Here is a 16,260-nt window from a genome sequence, read left to right as displayed (position 1 = left end):
GGTCCGGGCCGATCGGTTCGGCATAGTCGAACGGGACCGGTGCCGGTCCGGTGGTGTCGGGGTGGATACCGAGTTCGGTCAGCGTGCCCGCCTGCTTCGCGGCGTCCAGGTCCCGGTGGATGCCTTCCTTCATCAGCAGGGAGCGCAGGACATCGGCCTTGGCGGCACCGATGCGGAACTCCCGCATCAGCCGGTTACGCGACGGGAGCCGCTGCCCGTCGGGCAGGTCCAGGGCGCGGGCGGCGGGCAACAGGTCTTCGACCGGTTGGGGGTAGCGGGTGCCGTTGATGGTGGGGGCGGTCATGCCGGCACCTCCACCGTCAGGGCGGTGAGCCGGTCGGTGGTGGTCGGGTCGAGCGGAGAAGCGTCGGTGTAGTCCTTGGCGCTGGCGTAGATCTCCCACCCGTGCCACGTCGGGTAGGCGTTCATGCGCCGGTAGGGCCGTCCGTCGTCGGTGGTGCCGTTGCGCTCGCCGGTCAGCAGGTCCGGGCTGTCCAGCCCGGCCAGCCGCAGCCACGACCGCAGGTCAGCGATGCTGTCGAAGTCCACGGACAGGGACATGCCGTCACCATGGGTGCGGATCATGTTCGGGTTGGCCAGCAACAGCAGTTCGGCCATGACCGCGCGTCGGCTCTTGCGGATACTCACCACAGGCTCCTTCACAGGGGCAAACAGGTCAGGCACTCGCCACGCGAGCGCGGGATGTAGTACGGGCGCACCTGCCGGCAGGTCGGGCAGGTCCGGCGGGCGGTCAGCGCGGCGCGGACCGCGCGGAGCTGGGCGGGGGTGGCGGTGCGCTTCGGTCGGGCCAGGTCCAGCCGGTACAGGTACGCGGCTCGGGTGCCGCCGATACCGCGCCAGAGGATCTGCCCGGCGATCGGTTGACCACCGGGGCGTAGCCCTCGGGCGCGCAGTTGCCGGCGGGTGGCGTAGCCGGGCGAGGCGCCCTGCCACCAGAACGTTGGGATGCCGTACCGGGTGCCCTCGGGGTCCCAGTAGGCGGCGCGGATACGACCCATCAGGCCGTACGCCGGAAGGTCCCCGACCGGGAGGCGACCTCGGCGGCAACGCGGGTCACGCGGGCTTCGGCGCGGCGCAACCGGCGCCAGTCCAGTTCGTCCGGGCCGCCCCGGTCTTCGGCGTAGAGCATGGTGATCTCGGCGTCGAGCAACGCCAACTCGGCGTCGATCAGCGGCCATTCGGCGTCGATGGCGGCCAGCGCGTCGGGCGTCGGCTCGTCCAGGTCGACGGTTCGGTTCGGGTTCATCAGGTGGTTCCTTTCCGACAGGGTCATGCCGCCCGGCGACGGGCGGAACGGGTCGAAGACGAGGGCTGGCAGTGGGTGTCACCGGGCGACAGCGCCACCACCGCCCCACACGTGCAGGTCTGAAACACCGCCCGACGCTTCGTCGTCAGGCGAACCACTGACGCGATGTTCACGGTCACGACGACTCCTCAGTCAGTCCGAACGGGAGAGAAGAGAGGCCGGCGGCGCGGGCCATGACCTGGCCCAACACCACCGCCAGCACGAGATAGCGGTACGGCAACATCCGTGCCGTGTAGTGCGAGCGGACGTCGCCCTTGCCCAACACCCCGCTCGCCCCGGTTCTGCACCGGGGGTCGGCCACGCCGTGTGGCTCAAGGCAGGGGTCTACCGAGGGCGACTCTGTCCGCGCTTGTTGCAGAACGTCACTGTTGAGTTCTCAATGAGCGAGCGCGCAGCGGTCCGTACGCGAACGCTGCAGCCGAAGCCGCAACGCCGACGCCGCCAACCAACCGGCTTGTCGTTCCTGGCTAGCCAGGTGCGATGGGATGACGGTAGGTGTTCCTGGCTAGTCAGGTCAAGATGGCGCGGCAAACTTTCCCAACTTGGCTAGTCAGAGCTACCGTGGACGGGTGAGCGAGAACCTTGACTTCCTCGGCCAGCTAGATCCCGATGACCCAAAACAGGCGTCGCAGCAGATCGCCAACAAGCTGCGGGCGGCCATCCTCACGCGCCGGCTTGCTCCCGGTGACAAGCTGCCATCACAGCCGGAGCTAGCAGCGCGCTATGGCGTAGCCCGGGAAACGGTCAAGCGCGCGCTTGACCTGCTCCGGGCAGAGCGGCTGATCGTCTCCCGGCAGGGCAGCGGCGCGTTCGTCCGAGCGCAGACACAGCGCGCTGTCGAGCTGCGTCCGCACATCGAAGCGGCGTTCGAACGCCCTCACGTCACCATCGACTTTGCCGGCTTCTCGGGCGAGACGCTTCGGGACGCGCTCGCCGAAGCGCTCGACAAGGTGCGTGTCGGACGGCTCGCGCCGGAGACGATCGCCGTGCGAGTCCTGATCTCCGACATGACCGCGCCGATGGCGCTGCCAGCGCGGGCCGAGACTCAGGCCGATGATCCGTCCGTACGCGAACGGGCAGAGCGGATCACCCGTCGCGCGGCGGACGGGATCATCGATCAGGTCACCGAGCTGGGCGACCTCGGGCTGATCCGGTCGACCACCGTCGAGGTGCGGATGCACCGAGCATCTCCGCTGTTCAAGCTCTACATCCTCAACGGCGAGGAAGTCTTCTACGGTTTCTACCCAGTTGTAGAGCGCACCGTCTCGGTCAAGGGTGAGCCGTTGGCCATCTATGACCTGATGGGGAAAGACGTGCCGCTGTTCCACTACGCGGTCACCGATGACGACACCTCGCACGGAACGCAGTTCGTGGAAGCGTCCCGCCAGTGGTTCGACTCGGTGTGGTCGACCATCGCCTACCGGTACGACGGATGAGCGCCGACCTTGACCGGCTACTAGCCGGGGCTGGTGCGCTGCTGCTCGACTTCGATGGTCCGGTGTGCAGCGTGTTTGCTGGCTACCCAGCGCCGCAGGTTGCCGCTGAACTGGTCGGCGTGCTCCGGCGTCACGGCGTCGACGTGCCGCCCGACCTTGCCAGCGAACCAGACCCACTCGAGGTGCTACGCCGTACCGGAGCGGCTGGCGACCAGGACGTCACGCGAGCGGTAGAGGACGCTCTCTGCGCGGCCGAGTGCCGGGCCGTCGAGACTGCCGAACCGACGCCGTATGGCCGGGAAGTGATCGTAGCGGCACGCCAGGCCGGGTTGCCGGTGGCGGTGGTTAGTAACAACTCAGCCGGTGCGGTGAGCGCGTACCTGACAGCGCACCGGCTTGCGGCCTACATTTCGCCGGTGGTCGGCCGTGTGTACGCCGACCCCGACCGCATGAAACCCAATCCCGAGGTGATCCTTCAAGCCGTGCACGCTGTCGGCGAGCCAGCAAGCCAGTGCCTTCTAATAGGCGATTCGCTCTCGGATATTAAGGGTGCCCGAGCCGCCGGGGTGCGGGTGATCGGTTACGCTAATCGGCCAGCCAAGGTTGATGCTTTTCGGGCTGCCGAAGCAGACGGGGTGGTTGTTAGTATGGTTGCAATAGCCGGCGCACTGCTAAGTTTATGAGTGTTGAAGCGCGCCAATAATGGTGGCACATGCGCCAGCGGCCCTTCTGTCTTTTCCGCCAGGTATGCAGAGTGCTGCCGCCCCGAAAGGAGGCGGCAGCACTCGCTGGACGGGCCGCTATGCCTATTAGCGAACTACGCGCAGGCGGGACTGCTTAGGCATCGGAAATTCCGCGCCTAGGTCTGCGGCGCTCATGCCTACAACCTTGGCAAGCTCTTCTTGGGTGTATGCGTGCTCATCCAGATGTATTCTCATCAGCTCGCGCATCACTTGCGGTTCCTCTCTCTCAAGGGGCATCGGCTCGCTGTTCAGATAGCCCGCCTTGTTCATGTAAGAGTGGAGACTTCGGCAGCGGTTCGGTGTGATGGTATTCAAGCGCTGGGCTCTGATGATTAGAGACTGCATCGGCACCTTCCAGTAAGGCTTAAGTGCCGCAGCCTTTCTCACGTCGATGTCCCGTAAATCGCGGTGGATTTCCGCTGCTGGCATCAGCAGTTCTTCCGCGAATTCATCGGCCTCGCTCTCTGCCGTTTCCCGTGGGGGTTCGCCTTCGTGCATCACCATATGCCCTAACTCATGTGCTAGAACAAATCGTTGTCTCTCTGGAGTTAGTTCTGAGTTAAGGGCAAATAGTGGGCCGCTTCCTGGATGCCAAACGCTTATCGCGTCAATGCGATGAGTCTGGAAATCGCGCCGGGCTACGACGCCTCCCGCAGCCTCGACCACGTTTACCAAGTTGGCAATAGGGCCCATGGGTAAACGCCAAGCCGCGCGCACGCGGCGCGCGGCTTCATAGGCACTGCCGGCTTGGTCGACATCAATTCTCGGGATCGTAAACTCCGTCCCGATGTCGATATCACTCAGCAATCTCTGAATTCGCATTCGGAGTAGATTGATTTGTGCCTGAACTTTGCGTAGTGTCCGCTGCGAGAGGCTTTGTTGCTTCCGGTGAAAGAAGCTAGCACTCCCAAACCCGTAAATCTCATCTTGCCAGCAGAGTAGGTCGGGCGTCACATGGAGCACTTCGGCTACGTTTGGAAGGTCCGTTACGGGAAGGGGCCTCAGGCCGTTCTCGGCCTTGCTCAAGGTTGATTGAGCTAGCCCGGCTTCCCGGGCTAGCTCTTCTTGCGTTAGCCCCTGCGCCTCCCGTGCTACGACGAGCATGCGAGGGTTCTCGTTCATCACATTCCCTAGGACTCGTTGACCGCTTCGTCGGCCCGCTTGGTGCGCTTGCTCCGAACGACCGGTCGCGGACCGGAGTCGGCGGTGGGCTGGGAGGGTACGACCACGTTGTCGCTGAAGATCTGAATCGGGGCCCACATGTGCTCGCCGTACAGCGAGCACGTCACGGCCACCTTGGAGATGTCGATCTCCAAGTCGTCGAGCAGGTACCCGGCGACCACGTGAGTCATCGGCTGGATCGAACTTTCGGAGAGTTCGAGGGTCTGCCCGGCAAACGCCAGAGCCTGCTGGGTGTAGCCGCTGCTGGTCTTCAGGTTCTTGCCCCGGAACTTCTTGAACCGCATCGCGACCTGGTCGTGGAACCGCACCACCAGGAAACCCCGCTCCTTGCGGACCCGGACATGGTCCTTGCCGAGGAACCGCTTCGTGACCTCAGCGACGATGAAGTCGTACAGCGTGTTCGCCCGTGCTCGGGGGGACACGTCCGTCGGGGGGCCGTCGAGCTGACCCAACCACGTCTGCCAGCGCCGCATGGCGGCCCGGAAGGACTCGTCAAGGTCGGCGAGGTACGGCTTCAGGATGCCGTAGCAGGCCGTCCGATCCAGAGGCTCAGCGATCTTCACCCGGACGAGCATGCCAGGTTGCAGAACCCGTGTCAAATATTCCGAGTTTCATTCCACGTCCAGGTCAGCGCCCCTCGGACGTGTTCGTCCTGGGCTCGCGCGCGTCAACCCGGCCATGATCGTTTCACGCGTCCGCCGGTAGTGCTGAGCGGTCGCGGACCGGACGCGGCCGGTGCGAGGTTGGAGCAGCATAAGATCAGGTCCGGCCTTGCTGGAGCACTGGTCTGCCGTGCCGGCTGGTGGACCAGTGGGGGCGGTGTCGCATCCGTGTCGGAGGATGCGTGCCGGAACACGTAGGAGGAGGTCACTCCCATGAGCTACGTGGTCTTGAAAACCGGTAAGGGGGCAACCTCTTCGTGGGTTCGAATCCCACACCCTCCGCATCCCGAGCGTCATCGGATCCCACCGGCCGGGTCGGCGCTGCGGGCCGCTCCTGCATTTGTTCTCGGCGCCATCTGCCGAACCCGGCACGACCCCGGCACGCCGTACGGCTGGTCCGCCTAGCCTCGATGACATGGGGCGGCAGAGGACCCGGCCGATGACCCGGGACGAGTGTGTGCGGATGTCGGGCGTGGCGGTGCTCAGCATAGGACCCGTCGTGGTCGGCGTGCTGACCCTTGCTGGGGTGATCACCTTCGGTGGTTGGGGCGAGGGAACCCTCGCCTCCCGACTCATCTGTGGCGGATTGTTCACGGTGCTCGGCTTGATTGGTCTGGTCGGAGCCGCTGGCACGCTGATCCACGGGCCAGGGCCGGTCGCGCCGGAGACCACCGTTCGACTCTCCGGCCCCGAGGCCGAGGCCATGGACGCGTTCGGCACCGGTCTGTACGGCAGCGGCGGCGGTGGACGTGGGCAGCACCCGGGAGTGGGCGAGTTCTGAGGTACCGGGCGCCGGCGCCCGGGATGTCGGGTGCGGTTCGCCGCCCGCCTCGGGGTAAGAAGAGGCGCAGCGATCCGCATACCGGAAGGACTTCCGCGATGACCCTTGAGCGCCCCATCGCCCCGGACCCGTACGAGCTGCTGCCGACCGTCCCGCCGTTCACGCTGACCAGCAAGGACGTGCAGAACGGCGAGCCGATGGAGTCGACCTTCGCGCACGGCAGCGTCGGCGGGGAGAACCTGTCCCCGCAGCTCGCCTGGTCGGACTTCCCCGCCGAGACGAAGAGCTTCGTGGTCACCTGCTTCGACCCGGACGCTCCGACCGGCAGCGGCTTCTGGCACTGGGTACTGGTCAACCTGCCGGTGTCGGTGACCCAGCTTCCCCAGGGCGCCGGCAGCGCCACGTCGACCGGTGACGACCTCGGTGGCGCCTTCAGTGTCCGCAACGACTACGGGGCCCAGGGTTATGGCGGTGCCGCACCGCCGGCCGGGGACCGGCCGCACCGGTACGTCTTCGCCGTGCACGCGGTCGACGTGGAACGGCTGGACGTCACTCCGGACGCCAGCCCGGCGGCGGTCGGCTTCAACCTGGCGTTCCACACCCTGGCCCGGGCGGTGATCCGCCCGACGTTCCAGGTCAAGGAGTGACCTGATCCCGTCCGGGGCACCCTGCGGCCCGACAACTCCGGGGTTGTTGCCGCCTCCCGCATCACGGAGGCGGCAACAACCCCGGAGTTGTGGAAAGGAAGGAACTCAGCCCGGTACCCGGGCCACCGCGAAGACGGACTGCCCGAAGGGGGGCAGCACCCGCTCCTCGGCCCACCGGGTCAACGGCAACACGGTGCTGTCGTACACCTTGACCATCGGCCCTTCCTTCGGCATCAGGCGGAACACCTTGGTCGCCATGAAGTAGCCGATCAGGCCGAGCGCGTTGGCGTAGTGCATCTTCTCGATGGTCAGTCCGGCCTCGACCAGCGCCGCGCCGAGGGTCTTCTTGGTGTACCGCCGGACGTGGCCGGTGGCGATGTCCGCCGGACCCATGGCGAACTGGAACGCGGGCACGATCAGCACCACCGCCCCACCCGGCCGGACCAGGTCCCGCATGCTTGCCAGCGCCCCGACGTGGTCCTCGATGTGCTCCAGCACGTTGTAGGACACGGCCGCGCTGTAGTCGCCCCGCTCGGTGTGCGGCAGCAGCATCTGCCGTACCTCGATCTTCGGGTGGTCGGCGAGCCGTTCCTTGAGCGCGACCAGCCGGTCCGGGTCCGCCTCGGTGGCGGTGAACCGGTCGAAGTGCGGCGCCCACTCCAGTACGTAGTCGCCCAACCCGCTGCCGATCTCGATAGGGTTGTCGCCGAGGTACGGGATGGCCAGCTCCACGAACCAGCGCCGGTGATTGACCGCGGTGGCGAGTCCTTCGAGGACCTCTGACTGGACCCGCTGGTCCCCGGTGATCTCTGCCATGGCGTCGATTCCTCGCGATCTGAACTCGACCTTCAGGACCGACAGAGTGAACCATCTCCGGCGACGGTAGGGAAATCGGGCCACCTCGCCGGTCACCGCACATACCCCGCCACGCTTCACTACTCTCCGAACTGGGATGATTACCTCAGGTCGGCGGGACGGTGCGGCACTGGCGAGCTTCGCCCTGCTCGCCGCATGGGTGACCCTCCGGTTGTGGCGCCACCCCGGCCACGGCGTACGCGCCAATCCGACCGACCAGGCCCAGTTCGAGTGGATGCTGGCGCACGGGGCGCGGGTGGTCAGCCGGCTCGCGTACCCGTTCGTGACCTACCAGATGAACGTCCCCGACGGGGTGAACCTGATGGCCAACACCTCCGTGCTGGCCATCAGCGTGCCGCTGTCCCCGCTCACCCTCACCCTCGGCCCCCAGGTGTCGTTCAACGTCTTCCTGACCCTGGCGCTGGCCGGTACCGCGACCTCCTGGTACCTGGTGCTGTCCCGGCAGTTCCTCCGGTCCCGCGCGGCGGCCTGGGTCGGCGCGGTGTTCTGCGCCTTCGCCCCCGGCATGGTCTCGCACGCCAACGGGCACCCGAACATCGTCGCGCAGTTCCTGGTACCGCTGATCGTCTGGCGGACCCTGCGGCTGCGGGAACCCGGCCGGGCGGTCCGCAACGGCGTACTGCTCGGGCTGCTGATCGTGGCCCAGGGCTTCCTCAACCTGGAGATCCTGCTGATGACGGCGATCGGGCTCGGGGTGGTGGTCGCCTTCCTGGCGGCGCTGCGGCCGGATCTGCGGGCAGACACCCGGACCTTCCTCGCCGGTCTCGCGGTGGCCGCCGTGCTCGCCACGGTCGTGCTCGCCTACCCGCTCCACGTCCAGTTCTTCGGCCCGAACGCGTACCAGGGACTGTCCCGGCTGATCCGGGGCTACCGGGCCGATCTGGCGTCCTTCGTGGCCTTCTCCGGTGAGTCGCTCGCCGGGGATCCGCGATCCGCGAAACGGTTGGCCCAGAACCCGAGTGAGGAGAACGCCTTCTTCGGCTGGCCGCTGGTCGTCCTCGTGTCGGCGTTGGTCTGGTGGCTGCGCCGCAACGTGGTGGTGCTCGGTCTCGCCGCCGTCGGCCTGCTCTTCGCCGTGGTGTCCGTGGGGCGGGAGATCCGCTGGGAGGGCCGGGACACCGGGATCCCGGCGCCCTGGGCGCTGCTGGAGAACCTGCCGATCCTGCACTCGGTGGTACCGACCCGCTGGGCGCTGGCCGTCACCCCGGTGATCGGTCTCGTTCTCGCGTACGGCGTGCAGCACGTCGTCGACCTCGGCGACCGGCACCCGGACGCCCGGCCTCAGCTGCGTGCCGCCACCGTCACCGTGCTGGCGATGGCGTTGCTGCCGATCGCACCCACGCCGCTGCCGAGCGCACCGATCAAACCGACCCCGGAGTTCGTGAGTTCGGGGGCCTGGCGGGAGTACCTGGCGGGCGGGCGGAGTCTGGTGGCGCTGCCGCTGCCGGACAACACCTACCCGGACCCGTTGCGCTGGTCGGCGCAGACCGGTCTGGACCTCCGACTGGCCCGGGGATACTTTCTCGCGCCCGACACCCGTCCGGACGCGCCGGAGCCGATGGTGGCGCTCTTCACCGCCCCGCCCCGGCCCACGAGTGCGTTCTTCAAGAGCATCCAGCGGACCGGTCAGGTCCCTGAGGTCACCCCGCAGCGTCGGGCTGCCGCCGTGGCCGACCTGCGGTACTGGCGGGCCGGCGTGGTGGTGCTCGCCCCCCAGCCGTACGAGGACGCGCTGCGGCAGGGGATGACGGCACTGAGCGGGATACCACCGGTGCGGACCGGCGGGGTCTGGCTGTGGGACGTGCGTCCGCTGGTGGACTGACCCGCTGCGCGCCGGGCTGGTCCACCGCGCCGGGTGGCTCCGGCCCAGGGTCAGGGCTGGACGCAGCAGCCGGTGCAGTATCTCGGGTTCGGCAGGGTGAACGCGAGGCAGCAGGTGCGCCGCTGGACGGTCGGCTCGCCGGCCGGGCCGGGTACCAGCTCGACCAGGTCGGCCAGGTCGAGGGTGCCGAGCAGGGTGTCGATCTGGTCGACGGCGGAGCCGGGCAGGACGTCCGCCGCCCGCAGGATCCCGTGCGCGATGCCCGAGGCCACCGATCCGAGCAGGGTACGCGTACCGATGCGTACCTCCCGCTGGATGGCGGTGATCACCGGGGCGAAATGCCCGTCGAGCAGTGTGGTGCGGAGCAGACCGAGGAGTTCGGTGTCGTCGGCGACCACCCTGATCCCGGGTCGCCCGCTCGCGGCCAACGGGTCCCCGGGGAGGACGGCGATCGTGGTGGTGCGGCGCAGGCCCATGGTGGGCAGCGAACCCTGGTCGGCGGAGTGGAACAGGACGTCCGCCGGGTGCAGCAGCGGTACCCGACGGGCCGAGGCCCAGCCGAGCACGGCGGGCAGGGCCACGTAGTAGCTGTACGACTTCCAGGCCAGGGCGGCGGAGGCGTGCGGGGTGCCGCGCCACATCCGGGCTGCGGCGCCGAGCAGGTCGGGCATCCGGTCGCCGGTCACCAGTTCGGTCGCCGGCCACCAGCCGGTCTCGTCGGTGACCAGGAGGCCGGGTACGACCCCGGGCAGGTCGTCGGTGCCGAACATGGCCCGGAGGGTGGCGCTGACCGGCGCCAGCGGCGCGGCGGTGGGTGCGTGGTGGTCGACGGTGACGGTCATGCCGGACGGCCGTCCGGCGCTGGCCTCGACACCATCACCTCGATCATCTCCCTGTCGTCGCCGGTGCATGCCCCCTTGCTGAGCTAAGGCTAGCCTAACCAGGGCGTGGTGTCTAAGGGAAGCCTTACCAACCTGGAGTCGTCGCCCGCAGGGTGCAGGATCGCTTTCGGCCCTGCTCGGATGGCGTGTCCGCGACCGGCGGCGTCGGGGCCCGTCACGGTGGGTGCCGGCTCTTTACCCGCTGGTGATCGACGGAAACCGCTCGACGCCGTGACCGGTGGTGAGGGAATGATCTCGCTCGGCGACGTCGGGATGGGGTACGGTGGCGGAATAATCGATGAAGATGATTCAACTGTCAAGTCAATTGTCAGGAAAGTTGCACTTTGGCAGTGATCGCCAGATTCGTCGGGAAACTTGAGGCCCCGGCCATGAGGACTCTGATGACCAGCTCGCCCATCGAACGGGCTGCCGACTCGTTCGCGGCTGAACTCGCCCGTCAGCGGACCGAACGGGGGCTGACCAAGAAACAGCTCGCCACCCAGATGGGGTTCGACCCGTCGTACGTCAGCCACGTGGAGAGCCGCCGGCACCGCCCCACCGAGGACTTCGCCCGACGGGCCGAGGCCGTCCTCGGCGCCGCCGGCGCGATCTGGCAGCGCTTCCAGGAGTACGACGAACTCCGCAACGCCCGGTCGAACCCGGTACACCGCGACCCGCCCGTCCCCGAGCAGTGGATGCCACCCGGCACCGGCCTGATCGTCGAGCAGGAGACCGCCACCCTCACCCACCGGGACGACTCCTACCGCTGCGTCATCCGCCGGGCGCTCTACAACGCCGGCACCGAACCGGTCACCCGCTACCTGGTCCGGGTGGCCGTCGACCGCTACCCCAGCGACCCCGTCCGGTCCAACCAGCACCACCGGGACCACCCCCTCACCTTCGGCGAGCTGGAACTGCGCGCCCACTGCGACGACCAGGGAAACCGGGAACCGATGGACTGGCGGGCCAAACACGACCGGGACGCCTTCAAGGAGGTCTGGCTCCTCTTCGAGAATGCCGACGGTCGCTTCCCGCTCTATCCCGGCCAGCGGGCCACCATCGAGTACTCGTACACGGTGGGGCACGAGAAGTGGGGCCCGTGGTTCCAGCGGGCGGTCCGGCTCCCCACCCGGCGGCTCACCGTCCAGTTGGACCTGCCCGCCGCGCTCGACCCGCACGTGTGGGGTGTGGAGACGTCGCTGTCGGCGGAGGAGGGGCCGCTGCGGACCCCGCTGGCCCGGCGGGACGAGGCCGGGCGGGCTGTCTTCGAATGGACGACCGACGAGCCGGCGCTCAACGCCCGCTACCGGCTGGAGTGGCGGTTCCGCAACCGGCCCGCCGACCCGGCCGGTCGGACGGAACCGGCCACCCGGGCCAGCGACCGGATGCGCGCGGCCGGCATCGTGCAGCGTGGCGCCGAGCTGCTGTGCCAACCGGCCCGGCTGTTCGACCTGCCCCGCGAGGAGACCGTCGCCCGGGAGGTGGTCGGCCAACTGCGGGACGCGCTCACCCGGATCGACCAACTGCACCCGTTCAGCAAGGGGGTCGGGCTGGCCGCCCCCCAACTCGGCATCCCGTGGTCGGCGGCGGTCGTCCGTCCGGCGGACCGCTCGGCTGAGCCGATCGTGCTGCTCAACCCCCGGGTGGTCGACGCCGCACTGGACACCGACGAGCAGTACGAAGGGTGCCTCTCCTTCTTCGACCAGCGCGGTCTGGTGCCCCGTCCGCTCCGCATCGACGTGGAGCACGCCCAGTGGGACGGGCAGCGGGTCATCACCGCCTTCGAGTACGCCATGGCCCGGTTGGTCGCCCACGAGGTCGATCACCTGGAAGGCCGGCTCTACGTGGACCGGATGGCTCCGGACGCACCGCTGGTGCCGGTCGAGGAGTACCGCGAGACCGGCCGCCCCTGGCGGTACTGAGTGCGGCCGGCAGCGTACCTCCGGCTGCGCATCCCGTGCGGGGGACCGGGTCGCGTGCCCCGGGGGCAGGGCACGCGACCCGGTCTGGGGGGAGAAAAGTCCTAAAGGTCACCGAAGGTGTCGTATCTGATCTGGGCGGTCGGCACCTCGTCCTGCGCCAGGGCCCGCAACGTGGATCGGACCATCGCCGCCGAACCGGACACGAAGCAGTCGTGCGTGGTCCACGGGCCGTACCGGTTGATCACCTCCGACACGTCCCCCTGCTCGCCCTCGAAGTCCGGATCGTCGCTGCACGACGGGGTGACCGACAGCCACGGATGGTCGACCGTCAACGCCTCCAGTTCGGCCAGGCCGTACAGGTCCGCAGCGGTCCGGGCGCCGTAGAAGACGTGCACCCAGCGGGTCCGGTTCCAGCCGGTCAACTCCTCCACGAGGGCCTTGACCGGGGCGATGCCCACGCCACCGGCCACGCAGAGGATGTCCCGGGTCGAGGTCCGGTCCAGGGTCATCGAGCCCATCGGTGCCGCCAACCGGATCAGTTCACCCGGACTGACCCGCCGGACCAGCGCACCGGAGACCCAGCCCGCCCCGGTCGGCGTACGGACGTGGAACTCCAGCACGTTCCCGTCGTTCGGGGCGTTCGCGATGGAGTACGTCCGCCACACCCGGGGGTGGTAGCGGGGCACCTCCAGGCTCACGTACTGGCCGGCCCGGTACGGCAGGCGGTGCTGGAGGGGCCGGCAGGTGAAGATCGCGGTGTCCCGGCCGTGGCGCTCGTGCGTGAGCACCTCGGCGTGCCAGAACGGCGGGTTCCCGTCGTCCGCGGCTCCGGCGATCATCTTCTGGGCGATCGCCGCGTACGCGTCGCGCCACGCCTGGTCGTACTCCAGGTTCCACTGGCCGCCGGCGGCCGTACGCAGCGCGTCGAGCAGGGCGATGCCCATGGTGTGGTAGTGCTCCGGGGCGACGTGGTACTTGCGGTGGTCCCGACCGAGGTCGCGGAGGAACTCACCGAACCGTTCCGGGTCGCCGACGGTGTGGATCGAGGTGATGATCGCCTCCAGCAACCGGTCCCGTTGCTCGTTCATCTGGGCCGGGAAGAGCTGCCGCAGCTCGGGGTCGAGCAGGAAGAGCCGCGCGTAGAAGTAGCTGGCGAGCCGGTCGCGATCCCCCTCGACGAGGATCCAGCTCTCCTTCAGTAACCGCGCGAGGTTGTCCATTGACGCCCTTTCCGGATACGGCGGGGGAGTGTGGCGGACTTCAGGATGGCGACTGAGCGTGGTCACCCGTCGCACAGAATGTGCGATCGTTTCGTGCCGTACGTCCCGGTCCGTCAACCCGTCCGGTCCGTAGGTCCCCCGGCCCCTGCCGACCGGGCCACCCGTCGGGCACAGTGGTCCGGTGACGGTTGAGCTCACCCGCCCGCTGTCCCGCCGTACGCTCGGCAGCGAGGTCCTCGTCGTGCTCGGGCTGTCGCTCGGGCAGTCGGCGGTCTACGCCCTGGTGACGATCATCGCCCGGCTCACCGCCGAGCGGCCGCTGTCCGAGCAGACCGCCGCGCTGAACGTCTCCCAGTCGGCCCGTCCCTGGCTCGACCTGACGTACCAGCTACTGAAGATCATCTTTGCGCTGCTGCCGGTGCTGCTCGCCGTACACCTGCTCAACCGTCACCCCGGCGACGCTCCCCGTACCCTCGGCCTGGACGCCCGGCGACCCGGCCACGACCTCGCCTACGGCGCCGGCCTCGCCGCCCTGATCGGCCTGCCCGGCCTGGCGCTCTTCTGGGCCGCCGCGCAACTCGGCGTCAACGCCACCCTGGTGCCGGCAGCCCTGCCCGACCTGTGGTGGACCGTGCCCGTGCTGCTGCTCGCCGCCGCACAGAACGCCATCCTCGAAGAGGTCATCGTCGTCGGTTACCTGGTCACCCGGCTGCGCGAACTGGGCTGGCGGATCGGTACCGTGATCGCCGCCAGCGCCGTGCTGCGTGGCTCCTACCACCTCTACCAGGGGTTCGGCGCGTTCGTCGGCAACGTGGTGATGGGCGTGGTGTTCACCCTCTTCTTCCTACGTACCCGGCGGGTCATGCCGCTGGTCGTCGCGCACACTCTGCTCGACGTGGTCGCCTTCGTCGGGTACGCCCTGCTGCCCCGGGACTGGTTCGACTGGCTCTGACCGGCGCCGTCTACGACTGGCTCTGACCGGAGCCGTCAGCGCCCGGTGACCGGCGGCCGCCGGTACAGGGCGAGCGCCCGGGCCGCCAGCCGGTCCACCGCCGCCGCGTCGCCGGCCGCTGCGGCGAGCACCGCCGCACCCGGTACCAGTCGCGCCGCCAGCCGTACGACCAGCCAGGCACGCGCCTGTGCCGCGAGAACCGGATTCAACCGTGGATTCGTCCCGGCCGGTCTGTGTTGTTTCCCGGTCGGGTCGTCCTCCGCGACCCACGCCCGGTCCCGTGCGACCGGAGCCTCCTCCCCGGCCGGGCCGGCCGTTGCCTCCCCGGCCGGGTCCGCCTCCGGATGGGGGACCGGGTCCGCCTCGGCTGGACCGACTCCGGCCGTCGCCAACGCGGTCCGGGCGCTGGCAGAATCGGCGTGTACCCCGGTCAGCACCAGCAGTTCCACCGCGCGGTCCGGGTGCTCCGGGTTCCGGCCGTAGGCTGCGGCGAGATGCAGCACCAGCCCGGCCTGCGTGCAGGCGACCGTGGCCAACTCGGCCAGCGGCGCGAGGAGACCGGCCAGCGCCGAGGTGGCGCCACCGACGGCAGCGAGCCGGCGGCACCGCTGGACGGCCAGCCGGGCCAACCCGTCGGCATCGGCCGTCGGGTAGACCGTCCGCATCAGATCGGCCCAGGACCGGGCGTACGGCCCCAGCGTCGCCACCGCCGAGCAGGCCAGCAGCTCCGGGGCATGGCGGGGATCGTCGAGCAGTCGTGCGACCGTCGGTGCGCGCAGCCCACCGGTCCACCCCGACCGCATGCCTCCGGCTTCGACCCGGTGCGGTTCGGAGCTGCCGCATCACCAGCGCCGCCGGCGCCAGGACCGGCGGGGACACTCCTGTGCGGTGTGGTGGCCTTCCGGGCCGGTGCCGGGCGCTTCGTCGCCCGTTTTCGTCCCTGGGTGGGTAGATCGCCGGCCGGTGCGGCAGTGTGCTGCGGATCACCTGCTGGTGCGGTCGCCTCCGCCGGAGCCTGGAACAGCACGGGCCGCACCGGGCCGGCGGGAGCCGGGCCCTTCGTCACGCGCCGGGCCCGGGGCGTCGGCGTGGACGCCGACGCGCTGGCTCCAGCGTCCGGGCTCTCGTTCCCCGGCGGAATGGGGTCGGGTGGTGGGGTGAAGGTCGGTTTCGCGACACGTGGGCGGGGTGCCGCCTTACCCTGGGTGCGGCGCGGCGGATCGGTGCGCGGCGGCTCCTCCATACAGCTGGAGCCTAGCCGTGATGCACGTCTCCCACACGGTGGAAACGGCGGGTCTGGGTAGTCGCTTTGCTCCCGGCGGCCCCGTCCCTGTATCCTCGGGCGGCGGTGGTCTACGGCCACCGGGGAGACTTCGCCTAGTCTGGTCTATGGCGCCGCACTGCTAATGCGGTTGGGGTCTTAAAGCCCCTCCCGGGTTCGAATCCCGGAGTCTCCGCGCGAAGACCGGATGTGTATGCTGGTCGAGCACCAGCGCCCGTAGCTCAACGGATAGAGCATCTGACTACGGATCAGAAGGTTAGGGGTTCGAGTCCCTTCGGGCGCGCAAGATCGAAAGGGCCGTGAACTGCGGAAACGCAGTTCACGGCCCTCTTGCTTTCCGTCCCCTGTGGACGGTTGGGTGCTCGGTGGGTGCTCGTGCGACGAGCATCCCTCGCGTCCGGGTCTGTCCCGCAGGCGTGTGCCCTGTCCGGATGGGTCTTGATCATGGTTTGGCCGGTTAGGGTCCAGCGTTTGACGCTCGTGCGTCGCGGGGGGTGTCCCGTGGGGTTGGTCAAGCGGTGACGGGG

General features: G+C 68.8%; 16 protein-coding genes, 3 tRNA genes and 1 pseudogene. 10 read left to right on the top strand and 10 right to left on the bottom strand.

Annotated elements, in window-relative coordinates; translation table 11 throughout:
* The 4 genes and pseudogenes from GSF22_RS34875 to GSF22_RS18370 all read right to left on the bottom strand — a co-directional run.
* Positions 1-304, bottom strand: a pseudogene (locus tag GSF22_RS34875) (DUF2637 domain-containing protein); the annotation flags it as partial.
* Positions 301-618, bottom strand: a complete 318-nt coding sequence (locus GSF22_RS18380; RefSeq protein WP_208814856.1) for a hypothetical protein — start codon at positions 616-618, stop codon at positions 301-303. The pseudogene GSF22_RS34875 and the gene GSF22_RS18380, both read right to left, overlap by 4 nt.
* A gap of 41 nt (positions 619-659) precedes the next feature.
* On the bottom strand, positions 660-1,019 hold the full coding sequence (locus GSF22_RS18375; protein WP_208814855.1) for an RRQRL motif-containing zinc-binding protein: 360 nt from the start codon (positions 1,017-1,019) through the stop codon (positions 660-662).
* Entirely contained in the window at positions 1,019-1,267 is a 249-nt protein-coding gene (locus GSF22_RS18370) for a DUF6284 family protein (protein WP_208814854.1), read from the bottom strand. Before GSF22_RS18370 ends, GSF22_RS18375 begins: the two co-directional genes overlap by 1 nt.
* Before the next feature lie 629 nt (positions 1,268-1,896).
* On the opposite strand from GSF22_RS18370, the gene GSF22_RS18365 reads away from it, so the two are divergent.
* Entirely contained in the window at positions 1,897-2,763 is an 867-nt protein-coding gene (locus tag GSF22_RS18365; protein ID WP_208814853.1) for a GntR family transcriptional regulator, read from the top strand.
* A complete protein-coding gene (locus GSF22_RS18360; protein WP_208814852.1) occupies positions 2,760-3,446 on the top strand; it encodes an HAD family hydrolase in 687 nt (228 codons plus the stop codon). Before GSF22_RS18365 ends, GSF22_RS18360 begins: the two co-directional genes overlap by 4 nt.
* Positions 3,447-3,572: 126 nt before the next feature.
* Here GSF22_RS18360 and GSF22_RS18355 read toward each other — a convergent pair whose 3' ends face one another.
* Both GSF22_RS18355 and GSF22_RS18350 read right to left on the bottom strand, forming a co-directional pair.
* Positions 3,573-4,628 (bottom strand): ImmA/IrrE family metallo-endopeptidase, encoded by a 1,056-nt coding sequence (locus GSF22_RS18355; RefSeq protein WP_208814851.1) that lies wholly within the window; start codon positions 4,626-4,628, stop codon positions 3,573-3,575.
* Positions 4,629-4,636: 8 nt separating this feature from the next.
* Positions 4,637-5,251 carry a hypothetical protein gene (locus GSF22_RS18350; RefSeq protein WP_208814850.1) on the bottom strand — a complete coding sequence of 205 codons (615 nt, stop codon included), beginning with the start codon at positions 5,249-5,251 and terminating at the stop codon, positions 4,637-4,639.
* Positions 5,252-5,547: 296 nt separating this feature from the next.
* Here GSF22_RS18350 and GSF22_RS18345 point away from each other — a divergent pair.
* From GSF22_RS18345 to GSF22_RS18335, 3 genes are all read left to right on the top strand, one after another.
* Positions 5,548-5,632: transfer RNA gene (locus tag GSF22_RS18345), tRNA-Ser, on the top strand.
* Between the two features lie 157 nt (positions 5,633-5,789).
* The gene (locus GSF22_RS18340; RefSeq protein WP_208814849.1) at positions 5,790-6,131 is read left to right on the top strand and encodes a hypothetical protein; all 342 of its coding nucleotides are present in this window, start codon (positions 5,790-5,792) and stop codon (positions 6,129-6,131) included.
* A 98-nt stretch (positions 6,132-6,229) separates the two neighbouring features.
* A complete protein-coding gene (locus GSF22_RS18335; protein WP_208814848.1) occupies positions 6,230-6,778 on the top strand; it encodes a YbhB/YbcL family Raf kinase inhibitor-like protein in 549 nt (182 codons plus the stop codon).
* 105 nt (positions 6,779-6,883) lie between these two features.
* Here the strand turns inward: GSF22_RS18335 and GSF22_RS18330 are convergent, their stop codons facing one another.
* Positions 6,884-7,594 (bottom strand): class I SAM-dependent methyltransferase, encoded by a 711-nt coding sequence (locus tag GSF22_RS18330; RefSeq protein WP_208814847.1) that lies wholly within the window; start codon positions 7,592-7,594, stop codon positions 6,884-6,886.
* A gap of 136 nt (positions 7,595-7,730) precedes the next feature.
* Here GSF22_RS18330 and GSF22_RS18325 point away from each other — a divergent pair, with 136 nt between their 5' ends.
* The gene (locus tag GSF22_RS18325) at positions 7,731-9,476 is read left to right on the top strand and encodes a hypothetical protein (protein ID WP_208814846.1); all 1,746 of its coding nucleotides are present in this window, start codon (positions 7,731-7,733) and stop codon (positions 9,474-9,476) included.
* 50 nt (positions 9,477-9,526) lie between these two features.
* Here the strand turns inward: GSF22_RS18325 and GSF22_RS18320 are convergent, their stop codons facing one another.
* A complete protein-coding gene (locus GSF22_RS18320) occupies positions 9,527-10,318 on the bottom strand; it encodes a (2Fe-2S)-binding protein (RefSeq protein ID WP_208814845.1) in 792 nt (263 codons plus the stop codon).
* 440 nt (positions 10,319-10,758) lie between these two features.
* Here GSF22_RS18320 and GSF22_RS18315 point away from each other — a divergent pair, with 440 nt between their 5' ends.
* Positions 10,759-12,279, top strand: a complete 1,521-nt coding sequence (locus GSF22_RS18315; RefSeq protein WP_208814844.1) for a peptide deformylase — start codon at positions 10,759-10,761, stop codon at positions 12,277-12,279.
* A 101-nt stretch (positions 12,280-12,380) separates the two neighbouring features.
* Here GSF22_RS18315 and GSF22_RS18310 read toward each other — a convergent pair whose 3' ends face one another.
* Positions 12,381-13,499 carry a globin domain-containing protein gene (locus tag GSF22_RS18310; RefSeq protein ID WP_208814843.1) on the bottom strand — a complete coding sequence of 373 codons (1,119 nt, stop codon included), beginning with the start codon at positions 13,497-13,499 and terminating at the stop codon, positions 12,381-12,383.
* A gap of 181 nt (positions 13,500-13,680) precedes the next feature.
* On the opposite strand from GSF22_RS18310, the gene GSF22_RS18305 reads away from it, so the two are divergent.
* On the top strand, positions 13,681-14,451 hold the full coding sequence (locus tag GSF22_RS18305) for a CPBP family intramembrane glutamic endopeptidase (protein WP_208814842.1): 771 nt from the start codon (positions 13,681-13,683) through the stop codon (positions 14,449-14,451).
* Between the two features lie 35 nt (positions 14,452-14,486).
* Here the strand turns inward: GSF22_RS18305 and GSF22_RS18300 are convergent, their stop codons facing one another.
* A complete protein-coding gene (locus GSF22_RS18300) occupies positions 14,487-15,254 on the bottom strand; it encodes a hypothetical protein (RefSeq protein WP_208814841.1) in 768 nt (255 codons plus the stop codon).
* A gap of 563 nt (positions 15,255-15,817) precedes the next feature.
* Between GSF22_RS18300 and GSF22_RS18295 the strand changes: the two genes are divergently transcribed.
* Both GSF22_RS18295 and GSF22_RS18290 read left to right on the top strand, forming a co-directional pair.
* Positions 15,818-15,908 (top strand) — tRNA-Ser (locus GSF22_RS18295).
* A gap of 35 nt (positions 15,909-15,943) precedes the next feature.
* A tRNA-Arg gene (locus GSF22_RS18290) sits at positions 15,944-16,016 on the top strand.
* Positions 16,017-16,260 lie beyond the last annotated feature (244 nt).

The organism is Micromonospora echinofusca, assembly GCF_017614955.1.
Taxonomy (GTDB): Bacteria; Actinomycetota; Actinomycetes; order Mycobacteriales; family Micromonosporaceae; genus Micromonospora; species Micromonospora echinofusca_A.
The sequence above is the reverse complement of the archived record's forward strand: the minus strand, read 5'-3'. Positions and strand labels throughout refer to the sequence as shown.

What these genes read in the sequence shown, in the direction of transcription:
- GSF22_RS18380 (WP_208814856.1), bottom strand. Translation starts at nt 618, where the DNA reads ATGGCCGAACTGCTGTTGCTGGCCAACCCGAACATGATCCGCACCCAT.
- GSF22_RS18375 (WP_208814855.1), bottom strand. Translation starts at nt 1,019, where the DNA reads ATGGGTCGTATCCGCGCCGCCTACTGGGACCCCGAGGGCACCCGGTAC.
- GSF22_RS18370 (WP_208814854.1), bottom strand. Translation starts at nt 1,267, where the DNA reads ATGAACCCGAACCGAACCGTCGACCTGGACGAGCCGACGCCCGACGCG.
- GSF22_RS18360 (WP_208814852.1), top strand. Translation starts at nt 2,760, where the DNA reads ATGAGCGCCGACCTTGACCGGCTACTAGCCGGGGCTGGTGCGCTGCTG.
- GSF22_RS18355 (WP_208814851.1), bottom strand. Translation starts at nt 4,628, where the DNA reads ATGAACGAGAACCCTCGCATGCTCGTCGTAGCACGGGAGGCGCAGGGG.
- GSF22_RS18340 (WP_208814849.1), top strand. Translation starts at nt 5,790, where the DNA reads ATGACCCGGGACGAGTGTGTGCGGATGTCGGGCGTGGCGGTGCTCAGC.
- GSF22_RS18335 (WP_208814848.1), top strand. Translation starts at nt 6,230, where the DNA reads ATGACCCTTGAGCGCCCCATCGCCCCGGACCCGTACGAGCTGCTGCCG.
- GSF22_RS18330 (WP_208814847.1), bottom strand. Translation starts at nt 7,594, where the DNA reads ATGGCAGAGATCACCGGGGACCAGCGGGTCCAGTCAGAGGTCCTCGAA.
- GSF22_RS18325 (WP_208814846.1), top strand. Translation starts at nt 7,731, where the DNA reads ATGATTACCTCAGGTCGGCGGGACGGTGCGGCACTGGCGAGCTTCGCC.
- GSF22_RS18320 (WP_208814845.1), bottom strand. Translation starts at nt 10,318, where the DNA reads ATGACCGTCACCGTCGACCACCACGCACCCACCGCCGCGCCGCTGGCG.
- GSF22_RS18315 (WP_208814844.1), top strand. Translation starts at nt 10,759, where the DNA reads ATGACCAGCTCGCCCATCGAACGGGCTGCCGACTCGTTCGCGGCTGAA.
- GSF22_RS18310 (WP_208814843.1), bottom strand. Translation starts at nt 13,499, where the DNA reads ATGGACAACCTCGCGCGGTTACTGAAGGAGAGCTGGATCCTCGTCGAG.
- GSF22_RS18300 (WP_208814841.1), bottom strand. Translation starts at nt 15,254, where the DNA reads ATGCGGTCGGGGTGGACCGGTGGGCTGCGCGCACCGACGGTCGCACGA.